Source organism: uncultured Enterovirga sp., from assembly GCF_964242715.1.
Lineage (GTDB): Bacteria > Pseudomonadota > Alphaproteobacteria > Rhizobiales > Beijerinckiaceae > Enterovirga.
Genome location: NZ_CAXTAZ010000016.1, coordinates 1 through 19,957 on the forward strand (window position 1 = coordinate 1; position 19,957 = coordinate 19,957).

General features: G+C 68.2%; 10 protein-coding genes and 1 pseudogene. 7 read left to right on the forward strand and 4 right to left on the reverse strand.

The window, feature by feature from the left end:
* Positions 1-100: 100 nt before the first annotated feature.
* Positions 101-328: a hypothetical protein gene (locus ACFE87_RS10080; RefSeq protein ID WP_375459499.1), complete on the reverse strand. Its 228-nt coding sequence runs from the start codon at positions 326-328 to the stop codon at positions 101-103.
* A 494-nt stretch (positions 329-822) separates the two neighbouring features.
* Here ACFE87_RS10080 and ACFE87_RS10085 point away from each other — a divergent pair, with 494 nt between their 5' ends.
* Positions 823-2,610, forward strand: coding sequence for a GMC family oxidoreductase (locus ACFE87_RS10085; RefSeq protein WP_375459500.1), 1,788 nt, complete (start codon positions 823-825; stop codon positions 2,608-2,610).
* Here ACFE87_RS10085 and ACFE87_RS10090 read toward each other — a convergent pair.
* Positions 2,565-2,723: pseudogene (locus ACFE87_RS10090) on the reverse strand (helix-turn-helix domain-containing protein); the annotation flags it as partial. The gene ACFE87_RS10085 and the pseudogene ACFE87_RS10090 overlap by 46 nt on opposite strands.
* Positions 2,724-2,854: 131 nt before the next feature.
* Between ACFE87_RS10090 and ACFE87_RS10095 the strand changes: the two are divergent.
* The gene (locus tag ACFE87_RS10095; protein WP_375459501.1) at positions 2,855-3,823 is read left to right on the forward strand and encodes a restriction endonuclease; all 969 of its coding nucleotides are present in this window, start codon (positions 2,855-2,857) and stop codon (positions 3,821-3,823) included.
* Positions 3,824-3,826: 3 nt separating this feature from the next.
* On the opposite strand, the gene ACFE87_RS10100 is transcribed toward ACFE87_RS10095, so the two are convergent.
* A complete protein-coding gene (locus ACFE87_RS10100; protein ID WP_375459502.1) occupies positions 3,827-5,275 on the reverse strand; it encodes a site-specific DNA-methyltransferase in 1,449 nt (482 codons plus the stop codon).
* A 50-nt stretch (positions 5,276-5,325) separates the two neighbouring features.
* Entirely contained in the window at positions 5,326-6,429 is a 1,104-nt protein-coding gene (gene terL, locus ACFE87_RS10105; protein WP_375459503.1) for a phage terminase large subunit, read from the reverse strand.
* A gap of 472 nt (positions 6,430-6,901) precedes the next feature.
* On the opposite strand from terL, the gene ACFE87_RS10110 reads away from it, so the two are divergent.
* Genes ACFE87_RS10110 through ACFE87_RS10130 form a run of 5 tightly spaced genes read left to right on the forward strand, consistent with a single transcriptional unit; the run spans position 6,902 to position 19,803 of the window.
* Positions 6,902-13,999, forward strand: a complete 7,098-nt coding sequence (locus ACFE87_RS10110) for a hypothetical protein (protein ID WP_375459504.1) — start codon at positions 6,902-6,904, stop codon at positions 13,997-13,999.
* Positions 13,987-15,825, forward strand: coding sequence for a hypothetical protein (locus ACFE87_RS10115; RefSeq protein ID WP_375459505.1), 1,839 nt, complete (start codon positions 13,987-13,989; stop codon positions 15,823-15,825). The genes ACFE87_RS10110 and ACFE87_RS10115 overlap by 13 nt, the downstream gene beginning before the upstream one ends.
* Entirely contained in the window at positions 15,822-16,394 is a 573-nt protein-coding gene (locus ACFE87_RS10120; protein ID WP_375459506.1) for an SCO family protein, read from the forward strand. Before ACFE87_RS10115 ends, ACFE87_RS10120 begins: the two co-directional genes overlap by 4 nt.
* A complete protein-coding gene (locus ACFE87_RS10125) occupies positions 16,391-17,722 on the forward strand; it encodes a hypothetical protein (RefSeq protein WP_375459507.1) in 1,332 nt (443 codons plus the stop codon). Before ACFE87_RS10120 ends, ACFE87_RS10125 begins: the two co-directional genes overlap by 4 nt.
* Entirely contained in the window at positions 17,719-19,803 is a 2,085-nt protein-coding gene (locus ACFE87_RS10130; RefSeq protein WP_375459508.1) for a S8 family serine peptidase, read from the forward strand. The genes ACFE87_RS10125 and ACFE87_RS10130 overlap by 4 nt, the downstream gene beginning before the upstream one ends.
* Positions 19,804-19,957 lie beyond the last annotated feature (154 nt).

Here is a 19,957-nt window from a genome sequence, read left to right on the forward strand (position 1 = left end):
GGCGACGAGGCCGTCCTCAAAGCCGTTCGAGAGCCTTCTTCAACAGCCTGCTAGGAGAAGAAGGTTGCGGCTCTGGCCGCTCCTCTGCCCGTTCAGAGCGTCAGCGCCCGCCGGCGATGATGCTGAGGTGCCCGGCTTCCGCCCCGACAATATACTTCACGATCTCGTCCATGATGTCTCGACCATGTATCAGGTCGCAGACCGGGAAGATATCCTGAAGGCGATACTGATTAGTATCACGGATTCGCCAGCTTCCTTGAGGTGCCGCACGGTGTCGAAGCACCTTTCCCACCTCTCTCACCGCGAGCGCAGCGGTAGGCTCATCCATTGGGTAGGCTCCTGATGTCCGGTGATGGCGCAACCGAGACTCAACATCCTACCATTGCGAGACGAGCGTAGGCGGTCCCCGGCCGGCTCGGATGCCAGCATGCCGTTAGCACCGAGAGGTGGAGGGCGGGTCCAAGCAGGGCCGCCAGCACCGTAGCCGCGAGGACCTAGCCGAGGCCTCGCTGTCCGAAGCTAGCCCTGAGCGCGGTTACGCCCCGATTAGCTGGACCCACGATCCTGACCAGGCGCGGTGATCGGGCATGCCGCGCAGGAAGCGTAGATTCTCCTGAGGTAGGGCCAGTCGCACACCAACTCCGCGGTCACATGATCCAGATCACTTGGCGGCTCGAGAGCGGCCGGACCGCTTACGGCCAGGTCCGGCCGCAAGCTGATCAGTCTGGATGTGCTGCCGCCGCCGCGGCGCGCCGTTGGACGTCCGGAGTCGGGCAGGCACCTTGAGTTCGGTTGTTGGCCCGAGGCAGACCGGTCCACGTCGTGGCGCTGCTGACGGCGTCCCGACTGCTAGCGCTCGACGCTTATAACGTGCCCGACACTGTAGCAGGCTTTAAAGTGACCCAAGGCGAGCACACCATACCGGACGAGTTCGACTACGTAATCGTGGGAGCCGGAGCGGCTGGCAGCTTGCTAGCAAATCGCCTGACGGAGGACGGCACAACGACCGTGTGCCTTCTGGAAGCGGGGCCGGCCGACCGCAATCCATTCATCCACATACCCGCCGGCTTCATCAAGACGCTATTCGATCCATCCTGCACATGGCAATTCAAGACCGAGCCGACGGAACTGACTGGGGGGCGAGCGATCTCGACGACGCAGGGACGGACGCTCGGAGGCAGCTCGTCGATCAACGGTCTCGTTTACAACCGGGGACAGCCCGCGGATTTCGACAGCTGGGCTCAGCGCGGCAACCAGGGCTGGGGCTGGCAGGACGTGCTGCCCTATTTCCGGCGTTCTGTGCGCCGGATCGCGATCGACGACGATCAGGAGGGCATGCTGCCTGTCAGCCGAATGGACTGGACCCATCCCGTATTGGAAGCTTTCATTCGCGGTTGCGTCAGAGCCGGCATCCCGCTCAACCCCGACTACAACAACGGCCACCAGGCCGGCGTGGGCTATTTCCAGCGCACGATCCTGCGCGGTCGTCGGGTCAGTGCCGCACGCGCGTTCCTGCTGCCTGCCACGGGGCGTCGTAGCCTCGAGGTGCGAACGAACGCGCGAGCGTTCCAGATCCTGCTGGAGGATCGGCGCGCCGTGGGCATCCGGTACGTGCGGCAGCGCGGGGACGTCGGTACGACCGTTCGGGCGCGGCGCGAGGTGATCCTGTCGAGCGGAACGGTCAACACTGCCCGTCTCTTGCAAGTGTCGGGGATCGGTTCGAACTCGCTGCTCGCACAACTTGGCGTGCCCCTTCGACACGCGTTGAACGGCGTCGGGGAGAACTTTCGAGATCATTATGCCGTCCGGGTGGTCATGCGGGCGAAGCCCGGGATCCCCACCTTGAACGAGCTGTCACGAGGATTGCGCCTTGGCGGGCAGATTGCCCGTTGGGCGGCCGGCCGGCCCAGCATCCTGGCCACCTCGCCTTCCCAGGCCCACGTTTTCTGGCGGTCTTCGGACGCTTTCGATGAGCCTGACCTGCAATGCGTGTTCACCCCTGGCTCCTACAGACAGGGTGCCGTCTACGTGCTCGACGACTACCCCGGCGTCACGGCTGGCGCCTGGCCGCACAGGCCGGAAAGCCGGGGCCATGTCAGAGCGCGGTCGGCCGATGTGTTCGATGACCCCGTCATCCAGCCGAACTATCTCGCCGACGTGCAGGATCGCCGTGTCACCGTGGAGGGGCTCCGCCTCATTCGTCGCCTTCTCGCGACGCCGGAACTCGCTCCCTATCTCGCCCACGAGACGTTGCCGGGGCCGGCCGTGCAGACCGATGACGAGTTAATCGACTTCGCGTATCGCAACGGCAGCACCTGCTACCATCTGATCGGCACAGCCCGCATGGGCCCAGCGAGCGACCCGAATGCCGTCGTGGACGATCGGTTGCGCGTACACGGCCTTGAGGGCCTCAGGATCGTCGATGCTTCGATTATGCCGTCTATGCCGTCAGCAAAAATCCCGGTGAGGGTTCTGAGTCAGTCTCGGCCTGTCTCGTGCAGCCGCCGGATAAGGTCGTTTGGATTGAAGCCGATAACGTCGGCCAAGTCGAGTAACTCGACCACGTCGATCCTTCGCTGCCCGTTTTCGATGTTTGAGATGAAGGGTTGATGTCGCCCGAGCCGCTCGGCGACTTCGGCCTGCTTGAGGCCGCTCTCCTCGCGGTACAGTATCAGGAGCTCGACCAAGCGCCGGTGGCGAGGGGAACGCAGCGAGCGAGGCATGCCGGGCCGGGTTGAGGAGAGCCGGCCGGCTGAGTAGGCGCAAGAAGCGGATATCTAAAAATCAGATAATTCTCTGGACTGTCCCGCACAGGAGAGCGACACCGCTCGTCGCCCTGTTCAGGAACGCTGCCATGTCCTCAGCCATTAGCAAAAGCCCAGGTACCTCGGCCGTCGAGGTGCTCTCGCCGCCGCCGGTGCGCTACATCAAGCTCGGCCCGGGCGGGCGCTGGGCCAAGCGCTCGCTCTCGGCCGGCGAGATCCATTTCGGGCACTCTTCCGTTCCGCACAAACTTGCGGCTTCGGGAAATCGCGAGGCGCTCGTCACCGTCCTCGTCGAGCGCGGACGGACGGCCGGCAAGGCTAGCGACTTCGCCCGCGAGATCACCGACTTCTACCAATTGGGACCTGAGACGATCTGGATCACGATCGAGGCCGGGCAGCTCTGGTGGGCGAGGGCGGAGACCGAGGTGATCCCGATCGAGGAGACCGAGAACAACGGCGGGCGCTATCGCCGAACGATCGGCGGCTGGCGCAACACGGACGCGCTTGGACGGCCGCTCCTCCTGGAGACACTCAGCACGAAGCTCACCAAGGTCGGGGCCTACCGCCAGACCCTGTGCGCGGTCGAGGCGTCCGACTACCTGCTCCGCAAGCTCGCGGGCGAGGCCGAGCCGGTCATCGAGGCCGCGCTGAAGGCCCGCACGGCACTCGTGGCGTCGGCCGAAAACCTGATCGCTGGCCTGCACTGGGCTGACTTCGAGACCATGGTCGACCTGATCTTCGCCCGCGGCGGCTGGCATCGGGTGTCAGCGCTCGGCGGCACGATGAAGGATGCCGACCTCGTGGTCGAGCAGGCCGTGACCGGGGAGACCGCGCTCGTGCAGGTGAAGTCGGTGGCCTCGCAGCGCGTCCTCGACGATTACGTGGCCCGCTTCGACGCAAACCCGGCATGGTCGCGGATGTTCTTCGTCTGCCACAGCCCGCGGGGCGACCTCAGCCCGAAGGATCGGACCGAGGTCGCGGTGTGGGCCCGTAAGACCCTCGCCGAGACCGCCATCCGCAACGGCCTCTTCGACTGGCTCGTCGAGCGCGCCGGGTAGTGATCAGGGTGGGTCAGGCTCTCCGTCTTCGGCATCAGGCGCGATCGCGCTCCGAGGTGGCTCCGCGGCCTCAGGAAGTGCGCCCTCAACGGCGGCGCGGCCCTCGTGGATACGGGTACCCGGCCGACCCGTGACGGCCTCGTAGCGGCGTAAGACCACGTCCACGTACAGCGGGTCGAGTTCGATCCCGCGGCAAACCCGGCCGCAGCGGTCGGCCGCGAGCAGGGTCGAGCCGGAGCCCAGGAACGGGTCGAGCACGACTTCGCCCCTGTGCGTGAGGTCGAGGAGCGCGTCCTCGAGCATGGCGACCGGCTTTACGGTCGGATGCAGCTGCAGGCCCTTTCGGGAGTCCGAGCCGATGCTGGACGCGCCCGGATAGGTCCACACGTTAGAGCGCCAGCGTCCGTGCTGCCCGAGCGCGACGTTGTTCACATGCGGGGCTTTACCCTTCTTGAACAAGGGCAGGAGCTCGTGCGCGCTCCGGTAGAGGCTGCCCATCCCGGCATTCGTTTTCGACCAAACGACGAGGTTCAGCGGTTCGAGCCCGTTTCTCTCGGCCGCGGTATGAACCGCCGGATAGCCGCGCCAATCGATGAATGTACCAAGCACGCCGCCGTTGACGAGGTAGCGAAGGGCGGCCGCGATCCAGGCGGCGTTGAAAGTTCCGAACGCCTCCGAGGTCATCTCGCCGCTTGCCATCGCGAACTCGCGATGGTCACCGCCACTCACGTGACCGCGGATCGGGACGTTGTAGGGCACGTCCGTGAGGACGATGCGGGCCTCGTCTCCGGCCATGAGAGCGGCGAGGAGGTCGGGGTCTCGCGCGTCGCCGCAGGCGATCCGGTGTGGACCGAGGCTGAAGATGTCGCCGGGCCGGACGATCGGCTCGGCGCCGACCTCCGGCTCAAGCGGTCCGGTCTCGTGCGGGTCCGGCTCGTCCTCGAGCGCGATCTGGTCGATCTCGAGGGAGGAGAACCCCGTGATCTCAATCGGCGCGTTCTCGATGATGAGCTTGGTCATTTCGAGCTTCAGTTCGGCCAGGTTCCAGCTGCCCTTCTCGCCGACCCGATTCAGGGCGATCCGGATGAGGCGACGTTCGGCCGGCGTGAGATGCCCCGCGAGGATACAGGGGAGGCGCGTGAGCCCGATCTGGCGCGCCGCCTCGACCCGCGCCCAACCGTCGAGCACGCGGTCCTCCTGGTCGATAAGGACCGGCGCACAGAACCCGAGGGTTGCGATCGAGTTTGCGATCTCGCGGACATGGGCCGGGTCGGCAGGCCGAACGTTCCGGGCCGGCGGCCGCAGCCTTTCGACCGGGCGGTCGACAAGGTCCAGTTGGGGCAAGAGGTCGTTTCGGGGGCGAGCAACCGCGGCGTCAGCCGTCGTGAGCTTGGTCAGCCCGTCCCGGCGGCGGCGGCTCTTCCGCTTCAGGTCATCGATCAATCTTGCCATCCTACGACTCCAGACGTGGTTGGCTCGCGCGATCGGGCCTCGAGTCCACGTCAGTACGCCCCGATGAGAAATCCGGACGTGGCTCGCCTCGACCGGCGCAGGGCAAGGTGGTTCAAGGCCTGCGAGAGAGCGTCCACCTGGTCGTCGTGCTTTCCGGCCGGGAAAGCCAGGATTTCGCGTTTGAACTCGTGAAGCCATGCCGCCTCACTCGGCAGCCACACGGCCCCGCTCTCGATCGTCACAGAGGGGCCGTTCATGCGATCGACCTTTTCGCGGGTGGCAACTACTGGGATGGCATGGATGCCCCGTGACCGGAGGTCTTGCCAGAGAGACAATCCTGAGCCGTTTTGCTCGATCAAAAGGCTAAAGGACGCGGCAAGGCCTTTCCATTGGCGATGCATGGCGATCACCCGCGCCCTCAGCTGAGGGAAGCCAAGGCGCTCTCGAACGATATCGAGGACGAACACGCGCTCGCCCCGGACTTGGAGCACGATGCCGACTGTGTAGTCCGCGGTGGTGGTCTCGCTGGAAGCCGTATCCCAGTTTACGATGATCTCATCTCCAGGCAGGATGTCCGGAGCGCGATCATAGGACTTGAACCAGCTCCACTTCACGAGATTGCCGTCGACCTGCACCGGCTCCTGCTGGTACTGGGCTGCAAAGTTCATCGAGCCGATGTTGGCCCTGATCATCTCAAGCGTCGCTCGCGACTCCCGCTCCGGATGCAGCACGTCGCCGATCTCGCGACGGTACGATCGTCCACCTCCGAGGCCGAATGCCCTGCCTTCTTCGGCGATAGCCTGAAGGTAGAGCTGCTGCCATTGTCCCGTCGCGAGCAGGCGCCCGGCGAGGTCGTCCATGTGGACGCGCTGCATCACGACGATGATGTTGCCTTTCGCCTTGTCGTTCAGGCGGGTGAAGGCCGTGGTCGTGAACCATTCATAGGCGGTCTCTCGAGCCGCCTCGGAGAAGACATCCTGGGCTTTGAGTGGGTCGTCGATGATGATGAGATCGGCGCCCCGGCCGGTCATCGTGCCACCGGTGGACGTTGTGAAGCGCCCGCCACCCGCGATCGTCTCGAACTCCCATACTGTGTCCTTCTTCGGGCTGATCCGGGCGCCCGGGAACAGGTTGAGGTACCAAGCCGAACGCATCAGCCGCCGCGTGTCGCCGGCAAGAAGATTTGTCGGCCGCCAAAGACAGCCTCCTCTTCCTTCGAGCGCCCAACCTTTCAGGTCAGACCTCTGAGCTGAGAACTTTCTTGGAGGTTTTCGACCGAGTCGTTCAGGCCAGGCCAACCTTCAAATTTACTATCGCAGACTGAGCTAACGTTAGGCATTGGTTGCCTGACGTGCCATCTCTCCGTTTTACGAGGCCAAGGCTCTTGCGGAAGCCTGATCCTGGGAGCAACATCAAGGGAGATCAAGTCGGCGGGCGGCGATCATGGTCTCCTTTGATTGCGTTCAGAATTCCTTGAATCGTTACGCGGTTGAGAGACCGTACGACGTGAGCCTCCGTCGAGCGACTAGGGTCGTGCTTAGCGGTCTAGCTATCGTGGCGGCTAGCCTCGTTCCTCATACCGCTACGGCGCAACAATCGCCGCCCCGCCGGATCGTTCACGCCGACGTGGTCGCGCTGGACCAGCTCCTAGTCTACAACCGGTTTGGGTCGTTCAACCCTTATGGGATGATTTTCGCGCTACGCCGGGACGTGTCCGCCCTGGCCACGGGCGAGCCGGTCGATGCCGATGCCTGCTCGGCCCGGGACGGATCGGAGGCGGGAGTCGGCAGCCTCGAGCCTGGAGCGGTCCGGCTGAAGGACTGCAAGCGTCCGAGGCCGCTGACGCTGCGCGCCAATGTCGGCGACATCCTTGAGCTCAACGTCGAGAACCTGCTGATCGAGGGGCGGCAGCAACCCGATATCTCCAGGCGTTGGTGCGGCGACCGGCAGGCCGATACCGGCAATATCCCGACGCGGCGGGACGAGCGCCGGACGTATGACGAGCAGTGCCGGGAGGCCGCGCGCATCGAGGGGGAAGCCGATCCGCAGGAGCAGGCCGAGCTGAGGCGGGAGGCAGGAGGGGACTGGCCGGCGACGCGACGCGTGTCGCTGACCATCCCCGGGCTGGAGCCGCTGCCGACCGCTGACGGGACCGTGCACAGGGCCTGCCTCGGACTGTCCGCCGTCGATCCGGGCGAGCGCTTCGCTTGCCGTTTCAGGCTCGACCGGGAAGGCACTCACCTGTTCTCAAGCGTCGCCGCGCCGTCAGGTGGCGAGGGTGATGCAGGCTCGCTGGGCCACGGCCTGTTCGGAGCCCTGATCGTCGAATCGGAAGGGGCCTCCGTCCTGCGAAGCCAGGTCACGCGCGCCGCCTTCGACGCCGTCTGGAAGCCAAGCCCTGCCGCGCGGCACGCACGAGAGAGCGCCGTCAGCTATGCGGTCGCCTCGGCGCGACCGGACTCGATCGACACCCGGCCGGGCGCCTTTCCGTGCGGGTCGACGGGCGTGCCGATCCTCATGATGATCCGGCCATGCGCTGGCACGGAAGCGGTCGGCGGCTTCAACTACGCCAAGGCCGAGATCGTCCACGGCGACCTGAACGCGATCGTGGCGCCCGATCCCGGCCGTCCGCTGCCCGCGATTCCGGCGGCGCTCGTCGGCGAGGATCGACGCACCGCCGAGCGGCTAGCGACGGAGGCGAAGCTGCCGTTTCGCGAGTTCACGGTCGTCTTTCACGACGAGCTGAAGACCTTCTATGCGGACCCGTTCCGGGAGCTGGGCGAGTTCGGCCAGCTCTCGGCCGCCCGCGACGGCTTCGCCATCAACTACGGCGCGTCCGGAGCGGGGCCGATGGTGGTCGCGAACCGTAAGGGCATCGGCCCCGCGGCCGGCTGCCCGGAATGCCTCTACGAGGAGTTCTTCCTGGAAAGCTGGGCCAACGGGGACCCGGCCCTCCTCGAAAGCTACGCGGACGACCCATCCAACGTCCATCATAGCTACCTGAACGATAAGGTCGTTTTCCGGAACTTCCACGCCGGCAAGGAGACGCATGTCTTTCACCTGCACACGCACCAGTGGTTCGCGGGAAACGACGAGAACCGGGGCGCCTACCTGGACAGCCAAACGATCGGCCCCCAGCAAGGCTTCACCTACAGGATCTACCACGGTGGCCATGACCGCAATCGGCCGGAGGGCTCGGCGTCCGGCTGGTGGGAGGACGGCCACGGGTCTGGGAACCGCAACCGGACCGTCGGCGATGCCATCTTCCATTGCCACCTCTACCCCCACTTCGCGCAGGGCATGTGGGCCCTGTGGCGCGTCCACGACGTGCTAGAGGACGGGACGAGAGTCCTGCCCGACGGGCAGAAGCAGCCGGGGCCGTCCGTGTCGGAGAACGGGACGCCCAACGAGAGGCGGCTCGGTTCCGTCGAGCCAGCGATGGGCCATTGGCTGGGAGGCGGCCAGGGCCAAGGCACGCCCGTCCCGGGCCTTATCCCACTTCCCGGTGAAGCCGCGCCCTTGCTGCCGACTTACGCGGCGAACGCGACTCCGCAGGGCGGAGCGGACGGCATGCCCGGCTTCCCTTTCTATCTTGCGGGCGAGGCCGGCCATCGCGCGCCTCAGCCCCCCCTCGACATGGCGCGGGGCGACGGCGGGCGCCTGCTCGACGGCGGCCTGCCCCGGCATCTCGTGACAGGCGGGCTCGCCCTGCCGTCGGTCCTGACGCCAGACGAGCGCGAAGCCATCAAGACCGATCCCACGCAGGCGCGAGCCCTCCGGCAAACCCTGGTCGCGCGCATGCTCGCGCTGGGCGACGTCACCTCCGAGTTCGAGCGGCTCGACCTCAGGCTCCTGCCGCATGCCGGAACGCGGCTCGAGCAGAACGCAATGGGCTTCCACCATGACGGGACCCGTCCGGGCGGCGGGCAGCTCTCGCTGCTCACGCCACTCGGGCAGGCGCCAGGCGCACAGGCCCTGGGAGGCTACGCCACCTTCCGCATGCCGCCGCTCGTCGGCGCGCCGAAGACGGATCCGCCGCGTTTCGGTGTCAACGGTGCGCCGCCCGCGCCGGGCGCGCCTTTCGCGGATCCGTGCGGAGCGCCCACCACCCTGTCGGGCGCTCCTTTCAGGCGCTTCATCGGCCATCGACCGATGACGAACGAGCGGGACGTCTTCGAGCCCGCCACTCTCACGCTAACCCCAGATCCAGCGATCGCCGGGGACGCGGCGCTGCAGGCGCTCCGGGGTTCCCTGGACTTCGTTCCCGATCCCGCCCTGCTCGGCTTCCGTCGCTACGACGTTTCGGCCGTCCAGTTCGACATGACGGTCAACAGGGCCGGCTGGCACGACCCGCAGGCCCGCATCGCCGTTCTCACTTCCAAGGCGGATAACTGGAAGGAGAGCCGAAGCGCTCGCGCCGAGCCATTCTTCTTCCGGGCGTTCTCGGGCGAATGCATCGAGCTTCGCCACACCAACGATCTGCCCAAGGATCTTGAGCTTGACGACTTTCAGCTTAAGGTCCCGACGGATACGATTGGGCAGCACATCCACCTCGTAAAGTTCGACGTCACCTCATCGGACGGTTCCGGCAACGGTTTCAACTACGAGGACGGAACGTTCGCTGCGGACGAGCTGCTGGCCCGCATTTGCGCGGCCAGGAAGCCGGGCGGCACGATCGTCGGCGAGACCGCGGATCGCCGCGTCGCCGATCGGGCCGCTGAATGCGCCGCCCTCGGGGCCGCCAAGGCCCGCCTCGACGAGGGGATCGCGCGAGGCGACGCCGGCGCCATTCGCGAGGCGCGGCTCGCGCTGCGGCAGGCGCAGCTCTGGTGGCGCAAGGGGGCGGACAGGAAGGACTACTTCCAGACCACGGTCCAGCGCTGGTTCGCCGACCCGATCCTCTCCAACACCGGCGACGGCAAGGCGGCGGATCGAACCCTCAGAACCGTGTTCACGCACGACCATTTCGGTCCGTCGAACATCCAGCAGCACGGCTACTATGCGGCGCTGCTGATCGAGCCGAACACGCACGCCGTGTCACGGTTCGCGGGACCCGACGAGGCGAAATCGGACATGCCCGGGCGGGAGCTGCCGCCACCCCTGCCGGGACCGGGCCAGCCTGTGCAGCCCGTCCTAACAATGGGGGGCGAATCGCTCGTCGGGACCCGCGCCGTCGTGCGGGCGATTACGAAGGCGCAGCGGCCTTGGTTACCATCCGCCGACAACGTCTTCGAATATGGCGAGCCGATCCATCCCAACGCCCGTGAGTTCGCGCTCGCTATCGCGGATTTCGCCTTGCTCTACGATGGTCACGCGCAGAGCCGGAGCGAGTTCGACCGAGAGGCGTCCGCGGCGGGGGGCGATCCGAAGGGCCTCGTCCGCCTCGTTGCCGAGGCGAATTGCCGGATCGACGAGGTCGACGAGGCGGCCACGCGCGCCAACCCGGATCTCGAGGGCGGTGAGCCGATCCCTGCCCGGCGCGGCCGGCTCTGCGTCAATGGGTTGGGCGAGGCGCCGAAAGACGAGCCGGCGAGCCGGCGGGAGGCCGGAACGCCCAACCCTCTGTTAGCCGGTCACGTGGTCGCCCTGGAGGACCATGCGCGGGAGGTCCGCGCCAAGCATGGTCGCCCGGTCGCTCCGCCGCCTCGACCCGAGTCGTTCAGCCAGAAGCATCACGACCCCTATCTCGTGAACTATCGCAACGAGCCCGTGCCGCTCCGGATCGGAGCGCGCGACAGCGCTGGCACGCCTTTCGCCTTCGTCCGCAACCCTTGCGCCTACCCGGCGGCCTCGCCTCTAGCCCTCCCGGAGGATGACAGCCAAAGGCGAAACACGGCGTCGCACAACGATATTCGGCATCAGCGCCACGGCGAGGAGGGCGACCTCTCCAACGTCTTCCGCAGCCTGTGGGCTCGGACGGCGCCAGGAGCCGAGGCGGGTCACGGCGATCCGTGCACGCCTCTAATCGAGGCGTTCGGGCAGGAGCGCGTGCTCCTTCGGATGGTGCAGGGCGCACAGGAGGTGCAGCACACGTTCCGGGTCGAAGGCGTCTCCTTCCGGCGCAACGTCGATCAGGCCTTCCCGACGGCGCGCTCGCATCTCGCGCGGCTCGCCGGCTCGCCTCGCCCCCGGACGGAGCGCTGCCAGGATGACGCGGTCGCCCGCGACGGCCGCCCGCGACAGTATCGCGACTGGGTCTGGGGCGGGCTCGACGCCCCGCCGGGCGACCGGGCGTTCTGGGCGGCGTTCGAGGCCCTCGCGGCCGGCTGCGACAACCTTTCGGGGGTCGTCTCCGCGCAGGAGATCGGCCTGTCGGAGCATTTCGAAATCGGCGGCTACTACCGCTCCGAGTCGCCGAACGTGTCGACCTTGCGTGAGGTCGCGAGCGGCCCACCTTCGCCGGACGGAACCCGGACAGGCCGTGACCTGCTGGCGAACCGGAGCTCCACGAACCCGCTGCTTCATCCCGAGCTGCTGCAAGGCCAGAGGCCGGGAGCCTCGGAGGCCGACCTCCGGCAGTCGCTCGACTACATGTACAATTTCGGATCGTCGGACGCCGTCTGGAATGGCGCCTGGGGACTGATCAGGGTCTACGACAGCCCGGGCTCGAAGGACCTCGGCCGCTGCCTGCGTGACCCAGAACAGGTCGATCGATGCCTGGATGGCTCGGCGGTCCCTGTGATCTCCGCGCGGCTGGACCTTCTCGAGCCGCGGCCCCTGCCGACGGCGCCCACGCCGCCTACCGCAGGGAGCACGGCACCGCCTTCCGTGAGCACGACCGCCGCATCTCGTGTCGCCACCGCCGTCAAGCTCGCCTGCCCGTCCTCCGCGCCGCAGGTCGAGGCGATCATGGTCGCGGTGCGGGCCGGCGAAATCCTAGACAAGGCGGCGACGCCGCTTCCAGGCATGCCATACGATGCGGCGGCGGCGGCAGGCATCTTCGATCCGGACGGCCTGATGATCGTGCCGTTGTCGCTAACGTCCGACCTTGCACCGCGTATGGCGTCCGGGCATGCCGCGTCGTCGTTCTACGACATCCTCGCCGGGCCCGGTTTTCCGTCTCGTGAGGCGGTCCTCTCCATCCTCAAGGCGCGCTACGTGGGGCAGCGTCGGCCCGAGCCTTACGTGCTTAGGGTGAACGCCGGCGACTGCGTGTCCGTACTGATGGTGAACGCGCTCCGGCCGCTGGGCGGAGAACCCGACGCGATCCGCGATGTCCCGGGCGATGCCCTGATGCCCAAGATCGTGCCGCTCAACACCGATCCGCTGCAGAACGGCGCGCCAGGCGACGGCGTAAGGCCATCGACCCGCGTGACGTTCACGCTGCCGGCCGCGATCACGACGCCTCGTGCCGGCGTTCCGTTCCCCTTCGGCGTGAACCAAGCTCCGGCCCTGAAGACGCAGGCGGAAGCGGGCGGCCCCGCCATGTGCAGGGGCGCGCCCTGCTTGCCGGACGCGTCGCGCGCCACCCAGACGTTCTACGCGGGTAACCTGTGGGTGGATACGGCCGACCTCAGGGCCGCGCTCGGCCACCCTGCGGCGCCATGGTCGACCGCGATCGTCGGCGCCGGCGCCGCGACGGTCCGGGCCAGGGAGGAGACGGGGTGCGGGCCGATGATCGAGCTCGCGATCCTGGGCAGCCTGTTCTGCGTCGAGCATGGGGCCATGCCTCTCGATTTCAGCCCTGGCGCGACCGGTCCGGCGGCCGCCAACGCAGCTATCGTGGCGGAGCGGCTCGTCGCGCATCTGAGATCGAGAGAGGGGCAGTTCCTCAAGGCCATCCCGTACGCCTTCGGGGCGCTCCCGATCCGGGTCGCCGGCGACCTGATCGGCCATGCGTCCCACGGCCTGTCCGGAACGCTCGTGGTGGAGCCGAAAGGCGCCGATTATGCTGGGCGGGTCGCGAGCCTCGTCCCGGGTGGCCCCAACCTCGTCGAGGTGCTGCCGCCCGCATCCGGCGAGGGCGTGCTCGTCGCCATGAAGCCGGTGCCCGATTGCGGGAGTGAGCCCGGTTGCACGACGAGGCTGGGGGCGGGCGCGGTTCGCGAGCACGTGCTGCTCTGGCAGGACGGCCTCAACCTTTGGTCCCGACGCTGGTCGGGTCCGTCCGGGACGGGCGAGCCTCAGCCTTGGGGATACGACGATGGCATCGATCGCCCCTGGGACGAGCGCCTTCCGGCGTCGAAGCGCGGCTTCGTGGGCCATCCGCTCCCGAACTGTCCCGTGTGCGACGATTCCTACGACCTCGGCGAGCGCGCCGTGAATTACGCGACGGCCCCTTTCAGCCGTCGCCTGGCCGAATGGGACGGCGCCCCGTCCTCGCTCGACCTGACCGATTATCCGGACAGCAAGATCAACCTGAACAGGCAGGTCTTCCCGAAGGCCTTTCTCGACCCGCGCGCGAAGGCGATCCCGACGCCGATCCTGAAAGCCCATCCGGGCGAGGAGGTGTCCATCCGCGTCACCCATCCGGCCGGGCGCGCGCGTCAGCGGGCCTTCGTGATGCTCGGCGCATCGTACGACGACGTGCTGCCGGGCTTCGGATCGGGCCATTCAGGGCTGCTTGCTCCCGGAAAGGCGATCACGGCCTCGATCTGTGCTTCCCGCGCGGCCGGCGACTATCTCTGGCGGGACGGCCCGCAACCGATCTTCGCGGCCGGAGTCTGGGGCCACCTGCGGGTGGACGGAGCGCTGCCCAGTGCGCAGCCCTCATGCGTGCCTTGAGGAGACGGGCGACGGCGGTCGCGCGCTTGGCGATCGGGCTCGCCTTGTCCGGCGGCGGTGCCGCAAGCGGTCAGCCGAGCTCCTTCGAGACGGCGGGATTGTCGGTCGCCGTCTCGCTTGCAGACGCTGATGGCCGGCCCATCCCAAATGCGGAGGTCGACCAGCCTTTCTGGGTGAGGCTGCGGTTCTCCGAGGCCTCGGGCGCGGCGATCAAGCCCGGCCTCAGCCCGGCGGCATGGCTCCGGAGGTCGGGGATTGGCCGCTCCGCCTGCCAAGACGCCGGTCGAGCGGCCCGGGCCACGGGCAGACTTCCATCGGACAGCGTTCCCCTCGCCGGGCTCTCTGTCGTCACGCTCGATGGCGAGAACCGGATCGCGACGGTCGATCCGCATCGGCCGTCCAGCGCCAGGATCGTGTCCTCCATCGTCCCCATCGGGGAACGCCCCGCCGCGATGGTCGTCCATCCCGGCCTAGGCGAGCTTCTGGTATCGCGTCCCGAGCGCGGCGATGTCCTCGCGATCCCGCTGCCCTGGGGACGCGCCACCGTTCGAGCGGCGGGGCTCGGACGGCCAGGCGTAATCCTGCCGTCTTCGAGCGGGCGCATGTGGGTCGAGGACACGAGCGGGGATCGAGCCCTGCTGCTCGACCGGGCAGGCGGGATCGTCAGCGAGGCGCGGATAGCCGCCCTCCGCCTCATCGAGGCAGGACCGGACCGCGTCCTCGCGACGGGTGCCGATGGCGGGGCCCGGCTGCTCGACCGCGCGACCGGCGAAGAGGTCGGGTCGTACCCGCCTCGGAGCCTCTCGACCGTCGTGGCGGCGACCCGCGAATCCGTGCTGACGACCAGGGGCGGCCGCCTCATCCGCCGCTACGGCGACGCGCCTCTCGCCGCCGAGCCGATCGACGTGCCCGGCGACGTTCAAGGCCTGGCGCTGGACGGCGCCGGCCGCTGGGCCGTCGCGTGGTCGCGCGTCCAGTCCGGGAGGGTCGAGCTCAGCGTGGTCGACCTCGTCAGGGGCCGGCGGGTCCACGGCTTCGAGGCGGCCGATGTCGTGGACGAGGCGCTTATCCTCGGCGACGTCGTCTTCCTGACCTGGCCTACGCGGGCCGTCGTCACCGTCGTCGATCTCGCCGCGCTCGGGAGCGGCGACGCCGCCGTTCGGGAGGTGCGCCTGTCCGAGCCCGACCTGGCCGAGCCGGCGACCCGGACCGGCAAGCTGATGGTTCCCCTCAGCCCGCTCTCGGCGGTCGCAGTCATGCGCCCGGGCGGCAAGACGTTGCATACGGTCGTCGGCGGAGGCGGCCTCGCATCCGCCCCGGTGGGAGCCATAACGCTGAAGGGAGCGCCCCCGGCCGCCATTACGGCCTTCCCGAGAAGCCTGGTCGAGATCGAGGACGGCGTCTTCGAGAGCAGCGCACGATTGCCGCGAGGAGGCGGCTGGGAGCTCGTCGTGACCACGGGCGTCGGCGGCACCACCGCCTGCCTCCCGATCGCGGCAACGGACGAGGCCGAGCCACCCCTTCCGGCCTCGATCAGCGCCGAGGTGGAGGGGGCGCTCGGTCAGAATTCCGTCCTGGCGGTCCGTCTTCGCCACTGGACACGTGCGCCCGAGCCGACCTCGCTGACGCTTCGCCTGTCAGCCCTCAACGGAGGTGTGTCCCGCGATCTCGAGGCCCGGCTCGGCCCGGACGGCCTCTTCAGGACGGCGCCGTTCGACGTGGCGCCCGCCCCATACGTGGTCAGCCCGATCCGGATGCCGATCGCGATCCGGCCCGCCTTCATCGATCTCACGCGCCGCCGATCGGCGACGGGAGGACAGCCGTGAAAGATTTCTTGGCGCTTGTCGGGGCGGCGGCGCTGGCCACGATCGTAGCGTCCCCAACCCGGGCCTCCGAGGAAACCGCTCGCCTGGCGGCCCCGCCCCCTATCGTTGTCGAGGCCAGGCTCGAGGACCATCGAGGACGGTCCCAGCGGTTCCGCCGCGACGTCCTTGGGAAGGCGCTGACGCTTGTCTCGTTCACGTTCGTCGGCTGCACGGTCCAGTGCCCCATCTCGGACACCTACATGACGCTCGTGGAGGACGAGCTCACCCGGGCGGGGCGGCAGGACGTGCGCCTCGTCACCCTCACGATCAATCCCGACAACCGGCCGGACGACCTAAAGGCTCACGCCGCGCAGTTCGATCCCGGTCCGTTCCGGCTCTTCCTCACGGGCGGGTTCAGCGAGCTCATGCCCCTACTCGACGGCCTCGGAATGCGGTTCGGGTCGGCGTCGGATCACCCCTTCTTCTACCTCGTCTTCGATGCGCGAGGCGGATTTATCGGCCGCGTCGAGGAGAAGGACGCTTCGCCAGAGGTCCTTCTCGCGAGGCTTGGCGGCCTGGCCCGACAATGACGCTTGGGTCGGCCCGACGGGCCGGTGCCGCACTCGTGCTGGCCGGTGCGTTGTCGCCCGCCGTGGTCGCCGGGTCGGAGCGCGAAGCGCCAAGCCTCGCCGAAGCGCTCTATCTCGGATTGCCCGGAGAGTCGCGCGTCGCGGCCCTGGTGGGCGCGGCGTCGGCTTCCGTTCCCGCTTCCGGGTTCGGCTGCCGGAACTGCCACGGCCGGGATGGCCGAGGCGGCCGCGAGGGGGCGCTCTCTGCCCCGTCCATCGAACGCGCCGTCCTCGATCGGGCGAGCGCCCGCCGGCCCGCCTACACCGAAGCGGCGTTCGGAGAGCTCCTCCGGACCGGACGCGATCCGGGAGGCCGGCTGCTGGACAGCTCCATGCCCCGCTACGTGCTCGACCCGGCGGCCGTGCATGCTCTCTGGTCGTATCTCGACATTCGAGCAGGGATTGAGCGTCGCAGGGTCTCGGCGGATGCGGTCGTGCTCGCGTTCGACGGCCGGGCCGGCGCGGACCTTCCGGCGGCCATGGCGCGAGCGCTGGGAGCCGACGGGCTCATCCTGCATGGGCGACGGCTGCGCTTCGTCTCGATCGACGAGCCCGAGCGGCTCGATGCGATCGAGGCCTTCGCGCTCCTTTTCGCGACCGTGCGCGTAACCGAGTTCCGGGACAGGAACATTCCCCTCTTGTTCCCGCTGACGCCGCTGCAATCGCGGCCACGTCCCGATGAGGTCCGCGGCATGTTCGCGTCGCGTAGCGATCAGGCGGACGCGCTGCTGAAGGCCGCCCCCGCGACGGCCCGGGTCGTCGTCGACCGGTCGGGCCGCTCCATGATCAGTGATCTGATCGCTTCGGAGGGGCGGTCGCTCGTCGACCCGTCCTCTCTGACCGAGCTGGACGGCGACGTGATCGTCATCGGCGATCGCGAGACCTGGGACCAGGTGGCGCGGCTCGCTGGGCCCGGGTCCCGGATCTTCGGGCTCGGGTCGGAGATGGCGGGCGCGTTCGAGAGGCTCGCTTCCTCGGGCGCGCATCTGGTCCTGACCGACGCCACCATGGCGTCCGACGCCTCCGCCGAAAGCCCGGCGCGCGACCGCTTCGCCCGAACGGCCGCCGCCTTGATCGTCGAGGCGGTGTCGCTGGCGGGGCGCGACCTGACGCGAGGCGGGTTGATGCGCGCCTTCGACAGGATCCGCCTCTCCCGTCGCGATTGGCCCCCCATCGACTACGCCCGCCACCCCGCGACCGGCACGCGCGAGAGCGTGATCCGCCACATCCCGTCTCGACCGGCGCCGGACCGCCGCGACGGGAGGACGATGAGCCGAAACGAGCCATGATCCGCATCGCCCTGGTCGCGTGGATCCTCGGCATCGGCTCGCTTGCCCTGGCGCAGGAGCCGGCCGGGTCGCTGACGATCCCGCTACGGACGGGGCCCCTGACCCTGGCCCCGGCACAGCCGATCGCCCGAGGCCCTTCAGCCGCGGCGCCTCCCGCCGCCGCGCCCGGCCCGCCGCGGGCGCGCCGATCGCGGCCGGCTTCGGCGAGCGGCGGCCCCATTACGGCCGCGGCCCGCTACATCGTTAAGTTCCGGTCGCTTCCGAGCGAGGCCGAGACCGCCGCCCTGGCCGGGGCAGGCCTCGCCATCCACGACTACACAGGAACGAACAGCTACTACGTCACAGCCTCGCGCCCGATCGCCGAGATCACCGCCCGTTTCGCGAGCATCGAGGGCGTTGCGCCCCTGTCCCCTGCCGTGAAGATGCACCCGGACCTGCAGAGGCCGGCCCGGCCGGACGCGGCCGCCATCAACCTGCCGATTGCGATCCGAGCGTTCCCGGGAACCGATCTCGACGTCTTGTCCGGCCAGATCGCCGCCCGCGGCGGCTCGATTCTTCGCGTGAACCGCACGACGCTGACGCTCGGCGCGACGCTCCCGAGAGCCCGCCTGACGGATTTCGCAGAGCTCAACGACGTCATGATGCTCGAGCCCGCAGCCCCGCAACGGCGCCGCTTCAACGACCTCGTCCGCGAGAGGGTCGGGGCGACCATCGTGGCCGAGCCGCCTTACGGCCTCACGGGCGCCGGCGTGACCGTCGGGATCTGGGACGAGGGTGTGGTGGCCGCCGCACATCCGGATCTCGCCGGGCGCGTCACGGTGGTGAGCCAGGGCGTCCCCGAGCATCTGCACCCGACCCATGTCGCGGGCACGCTCGGTGGCGACGGGCGAGGCAGCCTCGCGGCCGGCCCCGAGACGTCACACTCCACGTCCCCGGTCGGAGCGCTCGGCGCGGCGCGGGACGGCCTCGTGCCGCAGGCCGGCGGCGCGGCGTTCCAGTGGAAGGGGATCGCGAGCGGCGTGCGGATGGTCTCGTTCGACTGGGCCAACGCCGTCGACATGCACGAGGTCGCCATACATCGGCACGGCATCCACGTGTCCCAGAATTCCTGGGGATCGACGGTTGCGGGCGACGATTGCGGGCTGTTTGGGCAATACACGCTCGAGGCTGAGGAGTTCGACCGCATCGTCGTCGGCTTCTTCGGCCGCCCCATCCCGGTCGTCTTCGCGGCGGGCAACGCCCGCAACGATCGCGATTGCGGGCTCTCGCCCGACCCGCCCTTCCTGAACTACCGGGTCATCCCGCCCCCGATCACGGCCAAGAACGTGATCGCGGTCGGCGCCGTCAACTCGGACGACGATGGGATGACGAACTTCAGCAGTTGGGGGCCGACAGCCGACGGCCGCTTGAAGCCCGACCTCGTCGCGCCCGGATGCCGGCGCGGCGGGCAGCAAGCGATCTTCTCCGCCGCCCCGCCCGCGCGATACCGCGGCCTGTGCGGGACGTCGGTCGCGGCCCCGGTCGTGTCGGGCGCGATCGCCCTGATGATCGAGCAGCATGAGAAGTTCGGCGCCGGCCCTCCGCTCCTGCCGTCGACCATCAAGGCGGCGCTCGTCCATGGCGCGATCGACATCGAGCCTCCAGGACCCGATTACCGGAACGGCTACGGGCGCCTCTCGATCAGGAGCTCGGTCGACCTCATCAGGAGCAGGTCGTTCGCAGAAGGCGTCATCCGAGCCGGCACGGATTCCAGCATCCGCGAGATCGCCGTCGCGGCAGGTGCGACGGAGCTGAAAGCGACGCTCGCCTGGGACGACGCGCCCGCCTCGACAAATGCACCGGTCTCGCTCGTCAACGACCTCGAGCTGCGCCTCATCTCGCCTCAGGGGACGGAGCATCGTCCCCTGGTTCTTGATCCGAACCGCCCCGACAAACCCAGCGAGCCGGGGTCTGATCACATCAACGTCGTGGAGCAGGCGCTCGTTCGTCAGCCGATTGCGGGTTCGTGGAAAATTCGGATCACCGCCGCAAGTCTTCCAAAAGCGCCGCAAACCTTCGCCATCATTACAAGCGTAAAGTAAGATCACGACGTGACCGTGAAGGCGGCACGGCAAAAATCTTTGAGGTAGTTTGGGCTGCCTTTTAGCCGGTGGCCATGGCTCACCAGACGCAGGTACTGATAAAAAGGATCGAAATCGGTCGTTAGTTTATATCTCAGCAGACTCGCCCCGACGG

Bases quoted from the DNA above. Each gene is read 5' to 3' on its own strand.
- ACFE87_RS10080 (WP_375459499.1), bottom strand. From the start codon at position 328: ATGGATGAGCCTACCGCTGCGCTCGCGGTGAGAGAGGTGGGAAAGGTG.
- ACFE87_RS10095 (WP_375459501.1), top strand. From the start codon at position 2,855: ATGTCCTCAGCCATTAGCAAAAGCCCAGGTACCTCGGCCGTCGAGGTG.
- ACFE87_RS10100 (WP_375459502.1), bottom strand. From the start codon at position 5,275: ATGGCAAGATTGATCGATGACCTGAAGCGGAAGAGCCGCCGCCGCCGG.
- terL (WP_375459503.1), bottom strand. From the start codon at position 6,429: ATGCGTTCGGCTTGGTACCTCAACCTGTTCCCGGGCGCCCGGATCAGC.
- ACFE87_RS10115 (WP_375459505.1), top strand. From the start codon at position 13,987: ATGCGTGCCTTGAGGAGACGGGCGACGGCGGTCGCGCGCTTGGCGATC.
- ACFE87_RS10125 (WP_375459507.1), top strand. From the start codon at position 16,391: ATGACGCTTGGGTCGGCCCGACGGGCCGGTGCCGCACTCGTGCTGGCC.
- ACFE87_RS10130 (WP_375459508.1), top strand. From the start codon at position 17,719: ATGATCCGCATCGCCCTGGTCGCGTGGATCCTCGGCATCGGCTCGCTT.